The 14010-nt window shown below is 30.6% G+C and carries 14 protein-coding genes and 2 tRNA genes; 7 read left to right on the top strand and 9 right to left on the bottom strand.

Features of this window, described 5'->3' with window-relative positions:
• Nucleotides 1-79 precede the first annotated feature (79 nt).
• The 4 genes from Q4Q34_RS04985 to Q4Q34_RS04970 all read left to right on the top strand — a co-directional run bounded on the left by Q4Q34_RS04985 (nucleotide 80) and on the right by Q4Q34_RS04970 (nucleotide 3231).
• Nucleotides 80-153: transfer RNA gene (locus Q4Q34_RS04985), tRNA-Asp, on the top strand.
• Between the two features lie 496 nt (nucleotides 154-649).
• On the top strand, nucleotides 650-1969 hold the full coding sequence (locus Q4Q34_RS04980; protein WP_303318811.1) for a hypothetical protein: 1320 nt from the start codon (nucleotides 650-652) through the stop codon (nucleotides 1967-1969).
• A gap of 83 nt (nucleotides 1970-2052) precedes the next feature.
• Nucleotides 2053-2382, top strand: a complete 330-nt coding sequence (locus tag Q4Q34_RS04975; protein WP_303318810.1) for a YegP family protein — start codon at nucleotides 2053-2055, stop codon at nucleotides 2380-2382.
• 237 nt (nucleotides 2383-2619) lie between these two features.
• Nucleotides 2620-3231: a hypothetical protein gene (locus Q4Q34_RS04970; RefSeq protein WP_303318809.1), complete on the top strand. Its 612-nt coding sequence runs from the start codon at nucleotides 2620-2622 to the stop codon at nucleotides 3229-3231.
• 116 nt (nucleotides 3232-3347) lie between these two features.
• Here Q4Q34_RS04970 and Q4Q34_RS04965 read toward each other — a convergent pair whose 3' ends face one another.
• Nucleotides 3348-3962 (bottom strand): deoxynucleoside kinase, encoded by a 615-nt coding sequence (locus Q4Q34_RS04965; RefSeq protein WP_135876818.1) that lies wholly within the window; start codon nucleotides 3960-3962, stop codon nucleotides 3348-3350.
• A 5-nt stretch (nucleotides 3963-3967) separates the two neighbouring features.
• The gene (locus Q4Q34_RS04960; protein ID WP_303318808.1) at nucleotides 3968-4747 is read right to left on the bottom strand and encodes a hypothetical protein; all 780 of its coding nucleotides are present in this window, start codon (nucleotides 4745-4747) and stop codon (nucleotides 3968-3970) included.
• 321 nt (nucleotides 4748-5068) lie between these two features.
• Between Q4Q34_RS04960 and Q4Q34_RS04955 the strand changes: the two genes are divergently transcribed.
• The 3 genes from Q4Q34_RS04955 (at nucleotide 5069) to Q4Q34_RS04945 (ending at nucleotide 8834) form a co-directional block, all read left to right on the top strand.
• Entirely contained in the window at nucleotides 5069-5941 is an 873-nt protein-coding gene (locus tag Q4Q34_RS04955; protein WP_303318807.1) for a GLPGLI family protein, read from the top strand.
• A gap of 35 nt (nucleotides 5942-5976) precedes the next feature.
• Nucleotides 5977-8691, top strand: a complete 2715-nt coding sequence (locus tag Q4Q34_RS04950; RefSeq protein ID WP_303318806.1) for a TonB-dependent receptor — start codon at nucleotides 5977-5979, stop codon at nucleotides 8689-8691.
• Nucleotides 8692-8752: 61 nt separating this feature from the next.
• Nucleotides 8753-8834, top strand: a tRNA-Tyr gene (locus tag Q4Q34_RS04945).
• A gap of 121 nt (nucleotides 8835-8955) precedes the next feature.
• Here Q4Q34_RS04945 and dmpI read toward each other — a convergent pair.
• The 7 genes from dmpI to Q4Q34_RS04910 form a co-directional block, all read right to left on the bottom strand.
• On the bottom strand, nucleotides 8956-9147 hold the full coding sequence (gene dmpI / locus Q4Q34_RS04940) for a 4-oxalocrotonate tautomerase DmpI (RefSeq protein WP_303318805.1): 192 nt from the start codon (nucleotides 9145-9147) through the stop codon (nucleotides 8956-8958).
• Between the two features lie 58 nt (nucleotides 9148-9205).
• A complete protein-coding gene (locus Q4Q34_RS04935; RefSeq protein ID WP_303318804.1) occupies nucleotides 9206-9796 on the bottom strand; it encodes an NAD(P)H-dependent oxidoreductase in 591 nt (196 codons plus the stop codon).
• 48 nt (nucleotides 9797-9844) lie between these two features.
• Nucleotides 9845-10198, bottom strand: coding sequence for a MarR family winged helix-turn-helix transcriptional regulator (locus tag Q4Q34_RS04930; RefSeq protein ID WP_303318803.1), 354 nt, complete (start codon nucleotides 10196-10198; stop codon nucleotides 9845-9847).
• Between the two features lie 225 nt (nucleotides 10199-10423).
• Complete coding sequence (locus tag Q4Q34_RS04925; protein ID WP_303318802.1) at nucleotides 10424-11401, bottom strand: hypothetical protein; 978 nt, start codon at nucleotides 11399-11401, stop codon at nucleotides 10424-10426.
• 218 nt (nucleotides 11402-11619) lie between these two features.
• Nucleotides 11620-12150 (bottom strand): hypothetical protein, encoded by a 531-nt coding sequence (locus Q4Q34_RS04920; protein WP_303318801.1) that lies wholly within the window; start codon nucleotides 12148-12150, stop codon nucleotides 11620-11622.
• Between the two features lie 161 nt (nucleotides 12151-12311).
• Entirely contained in the window at nucleotides 12312-13076 is a 765-nt protein-coding gene (locus Q4Q34_RS04915; protein WP_303318800.1) for a hypothetical protein, read from the bottom strand.
• 206 nt (nucleotides 13077-13282) lie between these two features.
• Nucleotides 13283-13855 (bottom strand): hypothetical protein, encoded by a 573-nt coding sequence (locus tag Q4Q34_RS04910; protein ID WP_303318799.1) that lies wholly within the window; start codon nucleotides 13853-13855, stop codon nucleotides 13283-13285.
• Nucleotides 13856-14010 lie beyond the last annotated feature (155 nt).

Raw genomic sequence — 14010 nt, 5'->3', positions numbered from 1 at the left:
AAAATAAAATTCAAAAAACTTGAAAAAACATTTGAGATATTAAAAAAGGCGTGTATATTTGCAACCGCAATAAAGCAACGGTCTGGTAGTTCAGTTGGTTAGAATGTCGCCCTGTCACGGCGAAGGTCGCGGGTTCGAGTCCCGTCCAGACCGCAAAAATTGCAAAAAATAAAGCTCTGAGAAATTAGGGCTTTTTTTGGCAATTAATACGACGTTGTGTTGTTTATCTCAATGAAAATTGAGGTAAAAAGGTAGAGTTGCTGAGTGATACTGAAATAAATTCAGTACTAGAGTTCAGCACAAGCCAATGAGAAGCTTTCCTTTTTTCTGTGAAGAAAATTGGGATGCTTTTTTGTTTTAAGACTAACTTAATTTATATAGAACTGTAATTTATCCTAATATATTATTTCGTAATATTTTTAATACGTATTCTGTGTTTGTCCCTATTTAAAACAGCAATGCGCTCGTAAATTTTTCCAAAACCTTACCATTAGTAAGGTAAAACCTTACTTTTTTTCCAAATACATATTATAATTTTAGAGGCATCTTAGAAGCTATATGTAGTTTGTGTTATAAAACAGACTTGTTTTTCTCTATTTAGATACTAAAAAACCATTAGAAATAATATTATTAATTAAACCATAAAAACATGAAAAAAATAATTTTGGGTATTTCGTTACTAGCAATAAATTTTGGAATACAAGCGCAAACAAATGTGGCTATTGGTACCGGCGGTACGACGACAGCTTCTGATTTTTACTATGATACTAATACTAATAATGTTGGTATTGGAACTTCTCAACCTAAAACTGAACTTGAAGTCAACGGAGATATTTCTATGGGACGTAAAAGAAAATTACAATTTTTAACTCAAACGAATGGAGATCGAAGAGCATATATAACTTCTACAGATGAATATTTTGGAGCATTATCTGGTTATAGTGGATCACCTGATCATAATGGATTAGTTTTTGGAGTTAATGGAGATAAACACCCCATGATTATAAGTGAAAATGGACAAGTTGGAATTGGAAAATATCCATCTAGAGATAATCTTTTAGATATTAAAGGTCATGATGCTGCTTTTAAGTTAAGCACTAATAATGACGATTATTATTTTAGAATTGCAACCAAGCATAACAACTATGATAGACTTACGATGTCATTTGGAACAAAAAAAATTCTACAATTGAAAGATTTAAGTTATAGTGGTGGAATGAGACTAGTATTATCTAATGAAAGGGGTATTGGATTGTCATCACTTAACAACCCATCTCATCTTAATCAAATGGATATGATGGTTGTAAATAGAAAAGTTGGTATTGGAAAAACAACTCCTTTTAGCAAACTTCACATATATAATAATGATGCAAGTACAGGTACTGATACTGGAGTTACTATTGAGCAAGATGGTGTTGGTGACGCAAAATTACAATATTTTTTAACAGGTGGTTATAGGTGGGTTACTGGTATTGACAATTCTGAAGGAGATAAGTTTGTAATTGGACGGGGGTCTGACTGGACACAAGGTAAAGATTTTGTTATCAATACTTCTGGACAAATTGGTGTTGGAACCGCATCTGTGGGGACTCACAAATTAGCAGTTGAAGGAACCGTAGGAGCAAGAGAAATTAAAGTAGAAGTGGGAACATGGTCTGATTTTGTTTTTGAGAAAACATACAATTTACCTTCTTTGGAAGAAGTTGAAGCACATATTTTAAAGAATGGGCATTTAGAAAATATTCCTTCTAAAGAGGAGGTATTAGAAAACGGTATTTATCTAGGAGACATGAATGCCAAACTGTTACAGAAAATCGAAGAACTAACATTATATACTATTGACCAGCAGAAACAATTAAAAGTTCAAAATACTGAAATTGAAAAACTAAAAAATGAAAACAATCAAGTCAAAGCCTTAGCAGCAAAACTATTGGAATTGCAATTAGAAATTGACAAGTTGAAAAATTAAGTTTTTTTATTTCACCCATTATGTGACTTTTTATTCCTGCATGTGTCTTAATACTAAACTTAATTTTTTAAACCCTTATAAGAATGGCAAAATTTGAAATTTATAAAGACAAAAGAGGCGAATTTAGATTTAGATTAAAAGCTGGTAACGGGCAATCAATTCTTGCAAGTGAAGGCTATGCTGCGAAATCTGGATGTAATAATGGTATTGAATCTGTAAAGAAAAATTCAACAGATGATGCAAGATACGAACGCTTAGAGTCAAAAGGAGGAAGCCCTTATTTTAACTTAAAAGCTACGAATGGGCAAGTTATAGGTACCAGTGAAATGTACTCAACTACAAGCGCCATGGAGAATGGAATAGCTTCAGTAAAGAAAAATGCATCAGGCGCTAGCATTGATGATTTATCTTAAGATTAATTAGAGTATTCATAATATGTTATTTTGGGGCTACAAGAAATTGTAGCTCTTTTTTTTGCCTTAAACTTAAATTTTAGCAGTAAAGAAATTTATTTACATACATAGGCTTGTAATGATTGTTTAGTTAATGTATCAATTTATCCATTATGAATAGATTGTGTGTTTGTATGAATTTATTTGTTAAATTTGGGATATAGAAGTAATAGTTATTTTAAATTATTAAAATTAGTTATGAAAAATATTATCCTATTTACAATTATTCTTGTTTCGACTTTTTCTTATGCTCAAAATAATAATAGCACCCATTCTGAAAATACCAAGTTTGTTTATGGTGAAAATGGATTGGAGCCCAGAAATTTCACCGTGATTGTAGAAGGAATGGATAGACATGAATTACTATCTAAAGCAAAAGAATGGCTTAATGAAAAATATAAAGATGCAGACAACGTCATTATTAAAAATGATAAGACAGACAAAACTGATGATTCTGATGAAATGGAAAAAGCAAAACCAAGCGAAAAAATTAGCTTTAATGGTTTTACAGATAATGCTATTTGTTTTGGAGAAGAACCAGATTACAACTGTGAAGGATTGGAGTATACGATAGAGCTAAGATTTAGAGACGGTGAATATAGGTTTAAGCCCAAAAAATTGAAATATAAAATAGCTTCCAGTAATAAAAAGCAAACAATAGGTTTAAAAAAACACAAGTTTTATTCTAAAGAAGGAAAAATAAAGAAAGGTTACGAAAAGGTTTCATCACAAATAGAAGCTTTGCTTAATAAAATAAATAGAAGTCTTTTAAACTATTTGACTGGTAAAGTACAGGATGATGAGTGGTAATTCAAAGAACTTATAGTTCTGGAGACGATGTAGTTTAGTTAGTAATAAAGCTGTTTTAAGTTATAGAGAAATGACTAGATCAGGCATTTGTTGAATAAGATTTAAGAAACTTTATGTTAAAATAACCCGTTAATTTCTGCGTCAATAGTATTAATAACGTTACCTAAATCTTCAGGGTTATCTACAAAATCTAAATTATCAACGTCTATAATTAAAAGCTTTCCTTTATTATAACCATGAATCCATGCTTCGTAACGCTCATTCAATCGACTTAAATAATCAATACTAATTGAATTTTCATAGTCACGACCACGTTTATGTATTTGAGACACCAAATTAGGGATAGAGCTGCGCAAATAAATCAAGACATCTGGACCTTTAATTAAGGATTCCATTAAATCGAAAAGCGACCTATAGTTTTCATAATCACGATTTGTCATTAAACCCATAGCATGCAAGTTAGGAGCAAAAATGTGGGCATCTTCATAAATGGTTCTATCCTGGATAATATCTTTGCCACTTTGGCGAATTTGCTGCACTTGACGAAATCTACTATTTAAAAAGTATACCTGTAGATTAAAGCTCCAACGCTCCATTTGATTATAAAAATCGTCTAAATATGGGTTGTCTACAACATCTTCAAGTTGTGCTTCCCATTTATAATGTTTTGCTAATAGTTTAGTGAGAGTGGTCTTTCCGGCACCAATATTTCCAGCAATAGCAATATGCATAATTTTCAGTCAATTTTTATTTTGTACTCATGTAAGATTTCGTTTGCGTAAATATACAAGGTTTCGTTGGTTACAAAAAACGCATTTATTAATAAATTTGGTATTAATATTGGAATTGTAGTTTCACTACCCTTTTTCAAATAAAACAGATCGTTTTCCTTTTTTAAAAATATATCTCCGTTGCTTTCAGCTAATTGGGTATATCCGTCGTTTTTTATTCTTTTAACTAAGCTTCCAAAATAGTTATAAGTATACAAATAGTTTTTTGTGAGTAAAAAACAAAAATTGTAATTACTTTTTAAGTCTAAAATAGTACTTTGAATGGGTACAGTTTGAGCACGTGTGGTAAGCGTTCTATAATCAAAAAGTTCTAGTTTTTGATTATTCTCGTCAAAAACCCATATCGTATTATCGTGTCCTGTAGAAATGTGTGATGCATTTTTATATTTTGGGAGAGCATTAAAATCAATTTTGAATATCTCAGCTAACCGGTTATCAAGAATTATAACACTATTAAAATCTTTGTAAAATAAATTTATTTTTAAAGGGTTAAAAGCATTGGCAGTAGTTATATTACCGAGCTGTAAATTATTGTAAGTAATCGTTGTATGGGCATCTTTTTTATTAAAAACATTATTGCGTATAAAGTACTTGGTTTCAAAATTGTCAATAGTAATAAGTTGGCTAGCTTTAAAGTTTGCTTTTTTAATAAAGGAGGTTTCAATAGCCTTTTGAGCATGTATTGAACAAGATAGAAGTAAAAAAAGATAGATTGTATATTTCATACCGACTTGAAAAATACAAAAACCTTACCACTTATTAGCAAATTAATTTATAACCAAATCTTAGAATATTAATAATTTGATATGATATTATTAATAGTGTTTTCAAAATGAAATACATCCAAATTAGCCATTATAGAATTTGATAGATAATAATAAAGTTATTGTTTTATTTCAATTTGTATATAGAATTACGCGGCGATGATGGTGAGCGGATAATTTTAAGAGTTATTTAACATTAAGTAATTAAACTACAGAGGATGGTTTTAGTCAAATTAAAATTGAAACATCATTTTAATAACCTAACTAAAATATCCTATTCCAATGAAAACGAATTCTAAAAGATTAGCAACTCTTGTTTTGTTTTTCGTGTTTTCCATGGCATTCGCCCAAAAAAACTTCCAGGGAAAAGCGTATTATCAAACTAAGACAACTCTTGATATGAGTAGGTTTGGCGGAAGGCAAATGAGCGAAGATCAAAAAAAACGTATAGCATCACGAATGAAAAGCATGTTTGAGAAAACATATATCCTAACGTTTAATCAGATAGAATCTATTTATAAAGAAGAAGAAAAACTTGAAGCTCCCGGAGCTAGTACTGGACGTTGGGGAAGTATGATGAGTAGTTTTACAGCAGGCAATCAATATAAGAACGTGAAAGAGCAAACATTGTTACAAGACCAAGAGTTTTTCGGAAAGCAGTTTTTGATTAAAGATTCTTTGCCACAATTAAAGTGGATGATGACTGGTGAAACAAAACAAATAGGAAAGTATACTTGTTTTAAGGCAACAACTACAAAAACGAATACGGATTTTGATTTCAATAGATTTAGAAGGCCAGATAGAACTGGAAGTAAAGAAAAGGATTCTGCAAGTACCAAAGACCTTTCTACAAAAGAAGTAAGACCTAATTTGGTTAAGGTCGAGGTATGGTATACACCTCAAATCCCAGTAAATCAAGGACCTGGCGAGTATTGGGGGCTCCCAGGTTTAATTTTGGAAGTTAATGAGGGGAGAACAACCATTTTATGTTCTAAAATTATCTTGAATCCAGAGGAGAAAGATGATATAAAAAAGCCTTCAAAAGGAAAAGAAGTATCAAAAGAAACATACCATGCTATTGTGAAAAAGAAAACTGAGGAAATGCGAGAAAACTTTAGAAGAGGTGGTGGTCGTCCAGGTGGAAGGAGAAGGTAGTTTTTATAAGCATATAACCAATCAAAAAACATATCATGAAATTTAAAATAAGCACGTTACTCTTCTTGCTGGTAACAAGTTCTCTTCTTGCCCAAATCAAGCTGGAAGGTGTCGTAAAAGATAGTATAGGTACCCCCCTAGAGTTGGCTAATGTTGTGGCCATAAATCAAGAAACAAAAGCTTTGGATTCCTATGGTATCACAAACGATAAAGGACGTTATAAACTTAGTTTAAAAAAGAATACAGTATATAAAATTCAAGTAACTTACATAGGCACAAAAACAGGTGAAGAACTATTAGAAATTAAAGAAGACCCTATTACAAAAAATTTCATACTACAATATGATAATGCTTTAGATGAAATAGAATTAGTTTACGAAATGCCAGTGACCATAAAGGGAGATACGATTGTTTATAATGCAGATTCTTTTAACCGAGGCACAGAAAGGAAATTAGAAGATGTACTTGAGAATTTACCAGGTGTAGAAATCAATGATGATGGTGATGTAGAAGTAGAAGGTAAAGTAGTTTCTAAAGTGATGGTTGAAGGCAAAGACTTTTTTGATGGAGATTCAAAATTAGCAACAAAAAATATTCCTTCTAATGCTGTAGATAAAGTTGAAGTACTTAAAAATTATGCCGAAGTAGGTCAGTTAAGCGGAGTAACCAATAATCAGGATAATATTGCCATTAATATTAAACTAAAGGAAGGGAAAAAGAATTTTTGGTTTGGTAATATTACTGCTGGTGGCGGTGCTTCTAATGAAAATGAGTTGTATTTATTTCAACCAAAACTATTTTATTATAGTCCAGAATACAGCATCAATGTTATTACGGATCTAAATAATGCAGGGGAAATTGCTTTCACACGACGCGATTATTTCAATTTTACAGGCGGGTATAGAAGGCCGGGCAGACAGAGCGGTACCAATATTAATTTAGGAAGTAATAACCTTGGGTTTTTAACAGTTCAGAATAATAGAGCAAAAGACATTAATACTAAGTTTGGAGCAGCAAATTTTAGCTGGTCACCTAATAAGGCATTAGACTTAAGTGGTTTTGCTATTTTCTCTAATAGTAAAATAGAATTACAAGAAGATAGAGATGTAAAATATACAAATCCAGATTTAGGTATTCCCGATGAAAACACCGAAAGCAATACCACTCAACGTAGTGATTTGGGTATGTTAAAATTATCTGCCAAATATAAGCCTAACACCAATAATCAATTAGATTATGATATTTTGGGTCGCGTATCAAAAGAATCACAAGATCAAGGTTTCTTCTCATCAGTTATAGGAGATATTAATCAGTTGGAAAAATCGAGTCCTTATAGCATTAATCAGAATTTAAACTATTACTATACACTAAACGATACCAATATTTTTGCACTGGAAGTTCAGCATTTATTACAAGATGAAGATCCTTTTTATAATGCTATCTTAGAAGATAAGGCAAATTATGATGACACAGCAAATAATTTAGGTTTAGACGGTGCACAATTAGATTATAATGTGGCACAAGATAAGCGTATAAAATCGAATCAGACAGATGCGAAATTAGATTATTGGAACATTATAAATAATAAGAGTGATATCAATTTTACCTTGGGAACTATATTGAGTAGTCAACAATTCAACTCAAATATTTTTCAGTTTTTGGATAATGATTCTCAGTTTAATCCAACACCAACCATTAATAATGGTATAGATACAAACGATATTGAATACAATTTTAGTGATTTGTATTTAGGAGTGCATTATAGATTAAAGTTAGGTGTTTTTACATTTACACCAGGTTTTTCAGCACACGCATATAGTGCGAAAAACATGCAATTTGATAATCAGATAACTGATAATTTTTTCAGATTGCTACCAGATTTTAATATGAGAATGCAGCTAAAAAAGAGTGAGCAAATTATTTTAAATTACAGGATGCAAACACAGTTTACAGATGTATCAAGATTTGCAAGTGGTTTGGTGCTAAATAATTATAATGCGTTGTTTTCGGGTAATCCAGAGCTAGAGAATGCCTTATCACATAATGTAAATCTATCCTATTTTAGTTTTAATATGTTTAATTATACAAATGTGACTGCCAATATTAATTATAACAAAAGCATAGATAAAGTAAGAAACACATCAACTTTCGAACCCGGAAGTGTGGTACGGGTTAGTTCGCCTTTTAATTCTGATTTTGCAGACGAAAGTTTAAGTGCTAATGGGAAGTTTGAACGCACCTTTGGGAAAATCAAAGCGAATTTGAGAGGGAGTTTTAACTATTCAAAGTTTAATCAATTTGTGCAAAATGTACAGTCTGTTAATGAAAGTTTTTCACAAACCTATAGAGCGGGTGTGCGAACTAATTTTAGAAATGCTCCCAATATTGATCTTAGATATCGCTATAGAATTCAAGATAACAATCAAGGGACTAATAATACTAAATTTTTTACCAAGACACCCTCAGTAGAGGTGGATGCACTTATATTAAAATCTTTTACTTTTAGAGCAGATTACTCGTATAATAATTTTAGTAATGCATCTGGTACCATAAATAGTTATGAGTTTTTAAATGCATCTTTATCGTATCGAAAAAATAAAGATGCTAAGCTTGAATATGAAATAAAAGCAACCAACTTATTTGATACGAAATCGCAAAACAATAGCAGTACAAGTAATGTATCTGTAAGTGCCACAGAATATTACATTCAGCCTCTATTTCTATCATTTAGATTACGTTACGAGTTGTAAAAAAATATGATATTTTTATTTTGTAGAATTAAAGAACAGTAATATATTTGCGCACAGTTTGGGGGAGATACTCAAGCGGCCAACGAGGGCAGACTGTAAATCTGCTGACTACGTCTTCGCAGGTTCGAATCCTGCTCTCCCCACTTTAATTAAAAAAGCTTGCACGGAAATGCAAGCTTTTTTGTTTTTAGAATATATACTTAAAGCTAAGTGGGGCATGTAATTTTTTAACTCAGTTCTTTGTTGTAGCCAGTTGTTATTTATTCAATGTTTTTTTATTTCTTTTACGGTTTTTCCTCCAACTGCAATATCATCATCAGGTATTTCGTGTATCAATACGAAGAATGATTCCTTTGGAATCCCTGTAATTTCTGCTGAAATATTTGTTAATTTTTTAATGAGTTTTTGCTTTATTTCTTTAGTCACTTTTCCTGATACAAATTTTATTATTGGCATATTTTTCTATATTTTTTGTTAGTATTGTATGATAAATAATTTTAATGGTTTACCTATATTAGGTACATACAGTCCCTTTTTTATCTTTACTTTTTGTTTGCAAATAAAGTAAGTGTTTTAATACTCGTTTTGCTTGTTTTCTAGCACGTTCAATTATTTCTTCCTTTACATTATAAATACCTTCTAGGTAAACCATACTGTTCTCAAAAATTGGTTTTGTATAATGCATTTGAGCAAAATTTGAAGTTTGCTCTAAGTTTTTTGTGAAATCTGTTACTGGAAAATTATTATAACCTGAAAAAGTATATGACTCTATTGAGCCACCTACTGTAAAACTTGGAATAAAGTTTTTACCTTTTAATTTATCTCCTTCTGAACCATAAGCAAATTGATATTCAAATACAGCATCGAACCACTGCTTTAAAATGGAAGGCATATTATACCAATAAAAAGGAAATTGAAATACTATATTATCCGCTTTTACAAGTGCTTCTTGTTCTGCATTAACATTAATATTAAAATCTGGATATAATTCCGAAATATTACGAATTTCAATGTCTAAATCACTTTCTATTAATTCGTTTATTATTGTCTTATTTGCTAATGAATTTTTGAGATTCGGATGTGCTAAAATTATTAGTGTTTTCATTTTTATTTATATATTAAGTTGTACATACAAATATTTGGAATTAAAAAATTACTCCATTATTTTCATATTTGCTGAATGAATATCTGCTGTTAATTTTTCTGCAAATTCTTTTCCGAAGACTTCACAATAATCTTCATACAAGGATCTCAACGCACTCATAATTACAGGCTTCATTTTTTCTCCGTTTTCAGTAAGGAATACACTTGTAGTTCTACCTTCGTGTTTCCTTTCAACTAAATCCTGCTGCTCTAACTTATCAATAAAACGTGTCATGGTGGATGCCTTAACATTTATTAATTTACTCAAATCATTTTGACTCAATCCAGGTCGTTCAGCAAGAATTAAAATCAAATGACCATAAGAAGCAGAAATTCCTGTGGCTGCAAAAGCCTTATCAGTCATATCGTTTATCGAACGTGCCAATGAATTTGCTGAGAAAAACAGACATTGCTGATGATAATTTATTAGCTTTTTTTCCACTTTATTATTTTTAATAGTCAGTTCAAAGATATAATAAATAGTTGTACATACAAATATTTATGAAAAACTTATATATTAATTGTAATCCTTTTTTCGTAAGTAGGCTAGAACTAGCAATGAATTAGACACGTTGTTGTAGCACGTTTTTTATTCTTCGTAGATTAATTCAATTTCCAATTCCTCAAAGTTTTCCGCTTTGCTATTTTCCATATTTACCAACGTTTTTCGACTTCCATAAATTCTATGTGGAATTCCTGGGTCATAGTAGTACTGGTAGTAATTTAAGTCAGTAATATCGAAAACCGCAGTTTCCATTATTACTTTAGCTTTTTCTCCCTCAATCCCCATTTTTTTTAATAACATTATTACTTGCCTTTTGGTATCATTAGGATTTAATTTCACTTCTTCTTTAAGAACACAATAAAGTTCTTCAAAGTCAACTTCTACAATTGATAATTTGGCATTACCCTTAATTGGTTCTCCACCAACCATATTTGGTAATTCTTGTTCATATTCAAATGGTATATCAGTATCGTATTCAGTTCCAAAAGGAAAATGAAAATATTGTAATTCATAAAGTATTAATTGTTCAATTCCATCTTTAGAACTAAAAATTTTGGATAAAGGTTCCATTGCCTGCTTTACTTCTTTTAATTTGTCTGGTTTACGAGCCTGAATACTTTTCTCTAATTCCCCGAGCATATCACTCATTAAATTACTTATATCTTTCCAATTAATAATTTCCAAGAACTCACCATACTCATCTGTCTTGTATAGGATCTTAGTAATATCATATTTTTTGACAATTTCATTAACTGCTTTTTTGTCCTCGTAAATTTTATTCAGATTTTCTTTATATGTATTTATTAGATAGTTTTTGTATGACCACTGAATTGTATAGGACTTTTCGGTTGAGTCAATTACCTTGAAATTAGCGATGTATTGCGTTGAATCATTTTTTATCAGTTTATCATTCGTCCACATTTTTTTGATTTTAGTGACCTTAAAATTGTAAGTGTCACCTTTTGACCAATATGCAATAAAAGAAACTTTAGTAGTGTCTATTTGGCTAAATATTGGTGTAGTAAATATTAATAGAAAGATTAAGCTTAATAGTTTGTTCATTAGTTTTTGTCAAATGTGCTACAATGTTTAGTATAAGAATAGTGCGATTTTGTGGCGAGGATTTTCCGCAGGAAAATCAGACATAACAAAAGCGTACTAACCTTTGATTAAGCATCTAATTTAGCATTATTTTTATACAATGTTGTAGCACGTTTTTATGCAATTTTCAATACTCTATCTAATACACTTAAATTTCCAATATATTCGATTCGATATTCTCAATCAGTAGCTAATTCAGCCCAGATTTTTTGTCGGTCAATTGCTAATTGAATAATGGGTTTGTTCTTTTCGTCAATTTTCCCTTCGTCAACTAATTGTCCAAATCCAGTCGCAATTACTGAAATATCAACAGTAAAAATATAATGCTGGTCGTTAAAATTATTATCTTTGATTTGTGGTTTAATCAGAGTTCTATCGAGTATGTTTTCATTATATTCCGTTAAATTTTTCTCAGAAACTCCTTCAATCGTCCATTTTAGGCATTCATAAGTATCTGTGTTCGGATTAGCTTTTTTCCAATCTCTAAATTCTGATAATGCCATATCTCCATCATCTGAACCAAATGGCGCTAAATCGTCAATACCTGACCAAAAAAACTCTTCAGGAACTAATTCGATAGCTCTTTCGTGCGCATAATCCTTATCAATTCCATAAGGTTCTTCTTCGACTTGTTCTGCTTCTTTTTGTTCTGTCTTTTTTGGCAATTCACTTATTTCTTTTTTACCGAAAAGGTTCTTAAAAAATCCCATAGTTTGTGTTTTGTCAAATGTGTTACAACGTGTTTGTATAAGATTAGTTGCGTGGTTTAGCAACGAATTTAGCAAATGCAAACCGAATAAAAAATCCTCGCGGATTTTTGTAAGTAGGCTTCCACTAACAATTAGTTTTATACAGTGTTGAACAACGTTTTTTATTTCACTATTTGTCGAATTAAATCTTGATCAACATTTTCCGTATTCAGTTTTATATACCTAAACGATTTTACTTTTGAGTTATCAAGTTCAATAGTCAAAATCTTATTTTTATTCGAGTATGCGATTCCATTATTAAAAGTCAGATAATCATTTCCAAATTCCGATTCCAATTCTGTTTTTGAAAGTCCGACAAGGTTTGCTTTGCCTAAATCAGAATCTTCATTAAAAACTCTAATTTCAATAATGACTTCGGTTTTGTCTTGGTAAGTGTGTTTGTTTTTACCTGATTTAAAAACAATAATTTGGTCAATATCAATAGGTTCTTTATCTAAATCAGGATAATAATAAACGTAAAAGATTGAGTCTTGAATTTTTGGAGTGAAATAATATTCAGTTCCACCAGTTACACTAGTTGTAAAATGTTTCCCTTTTTTTCTTTTAAATTCTTGTAGGTCAATAGGATTTTCAAGAAACTCAACTAATATTGAATTTGATTTAATTTCAAGCTTTGGTTTTGAAATTAATTTCATCTTTAATTTTTCTAATGCTTGAACAGCATTTTCAATTTGTGTATTATGTTTTTCTCCTAACTGTATTTTTCCAGATGGTATATGTGTTATTCTTATTTTATTAAATGAATCTCCATAATAATCAATTTGAATATTTTCCTCTCCAAAATGAGTTTTTAGGTCAGAATATTTTTTTTCTAATTCAGTTAAATCAACAACTATTTTTTGTTGTTCACTTTTTTTTTCAATCACGTTTTTGCAATTGAAAAAAACTAAAAATAATATAGGTAAAAATCGAAAGTTCATTTTTTTGCAAATGTTGTACAACGGTTACGTATAAGAATAGTGCGGTTTTGTGTCCGAGGATTTTCCGTAGGAAAATTAGAGTAGCCAAATACTCACTAACCTTTTGATTTAGAATTAAATTTAAGCATTATTTCTATACAATGTTGTAGACGTCATTTTTTATTTTCATAGAGTTCAATCGCTTTTAAGTATTTCATTCCTCCATTCTTTGTTTGGTCGTGGATAAATCCATTCAATTCAGGATGAATTTTGTCGATCCAATTTATAAGTCCGTCTCTAGTTTTAACAAATACTGAATCGTTAAAAATCACATATTTTGTTGTTTCAATGCTGATTATTTTATCATTCTCAAAACGGATGACTTGGTTAGTGACAATTGGCTCTTTGTGAAGGAAAGAGATTCTTTTGTCCGTTTTTGAAATTTTAGCTTTTACAAAACCGTTTTCTTGGTCAATTTCTAGGATTTTATAAGTTGGGTCAAATACTGAATCCCATTTTAACCATTCAACATATTCTTTCTTAGAAAATGTCTGTTCATAGTCATATTCGGTTTCCCTTGTCAAAAGGCTATCGGTCAACAAAGTTTCGATTCCAGAAACATTTGATTTGTCAAGAACCTCATAATATTTTTTGACAATTTCCAATTTATCAACTTCTTTTTCAGAATTTTTGCAGGAAATAAATCCGATTGTTAATAGGAATAAAATAAATCCGATTTTGTTCATTGGTAATCTTGGTTGGTCTTAATGTGCTATAACGTTTACGTATATGAAATGTTGCGTGTTTGTGTGCGAGGATTTTCCGAAGGAAAATCAGAAGCTAGCAAACGAGCAACAAACTTTGGTTTAGCTAAAACTAGCAATTTTTTATATACTGTGTT

The sequence above is a fragment of the Flavivirga abyssicola genome (genome assembly GCF_030540775.2).
Taxonomy (GTDB): Bacteria; Bacteroidota; Bacteroidia; order Flavobacteriales; family Flavobacteriaceae; genus Flavivirga; species Flavivirga abyssicola.
The sequence above is the reverse complement of the archived record's forward strand: the minus strand, read 5'-3'. Positions and strand labels throughout refer to the sequence as shown.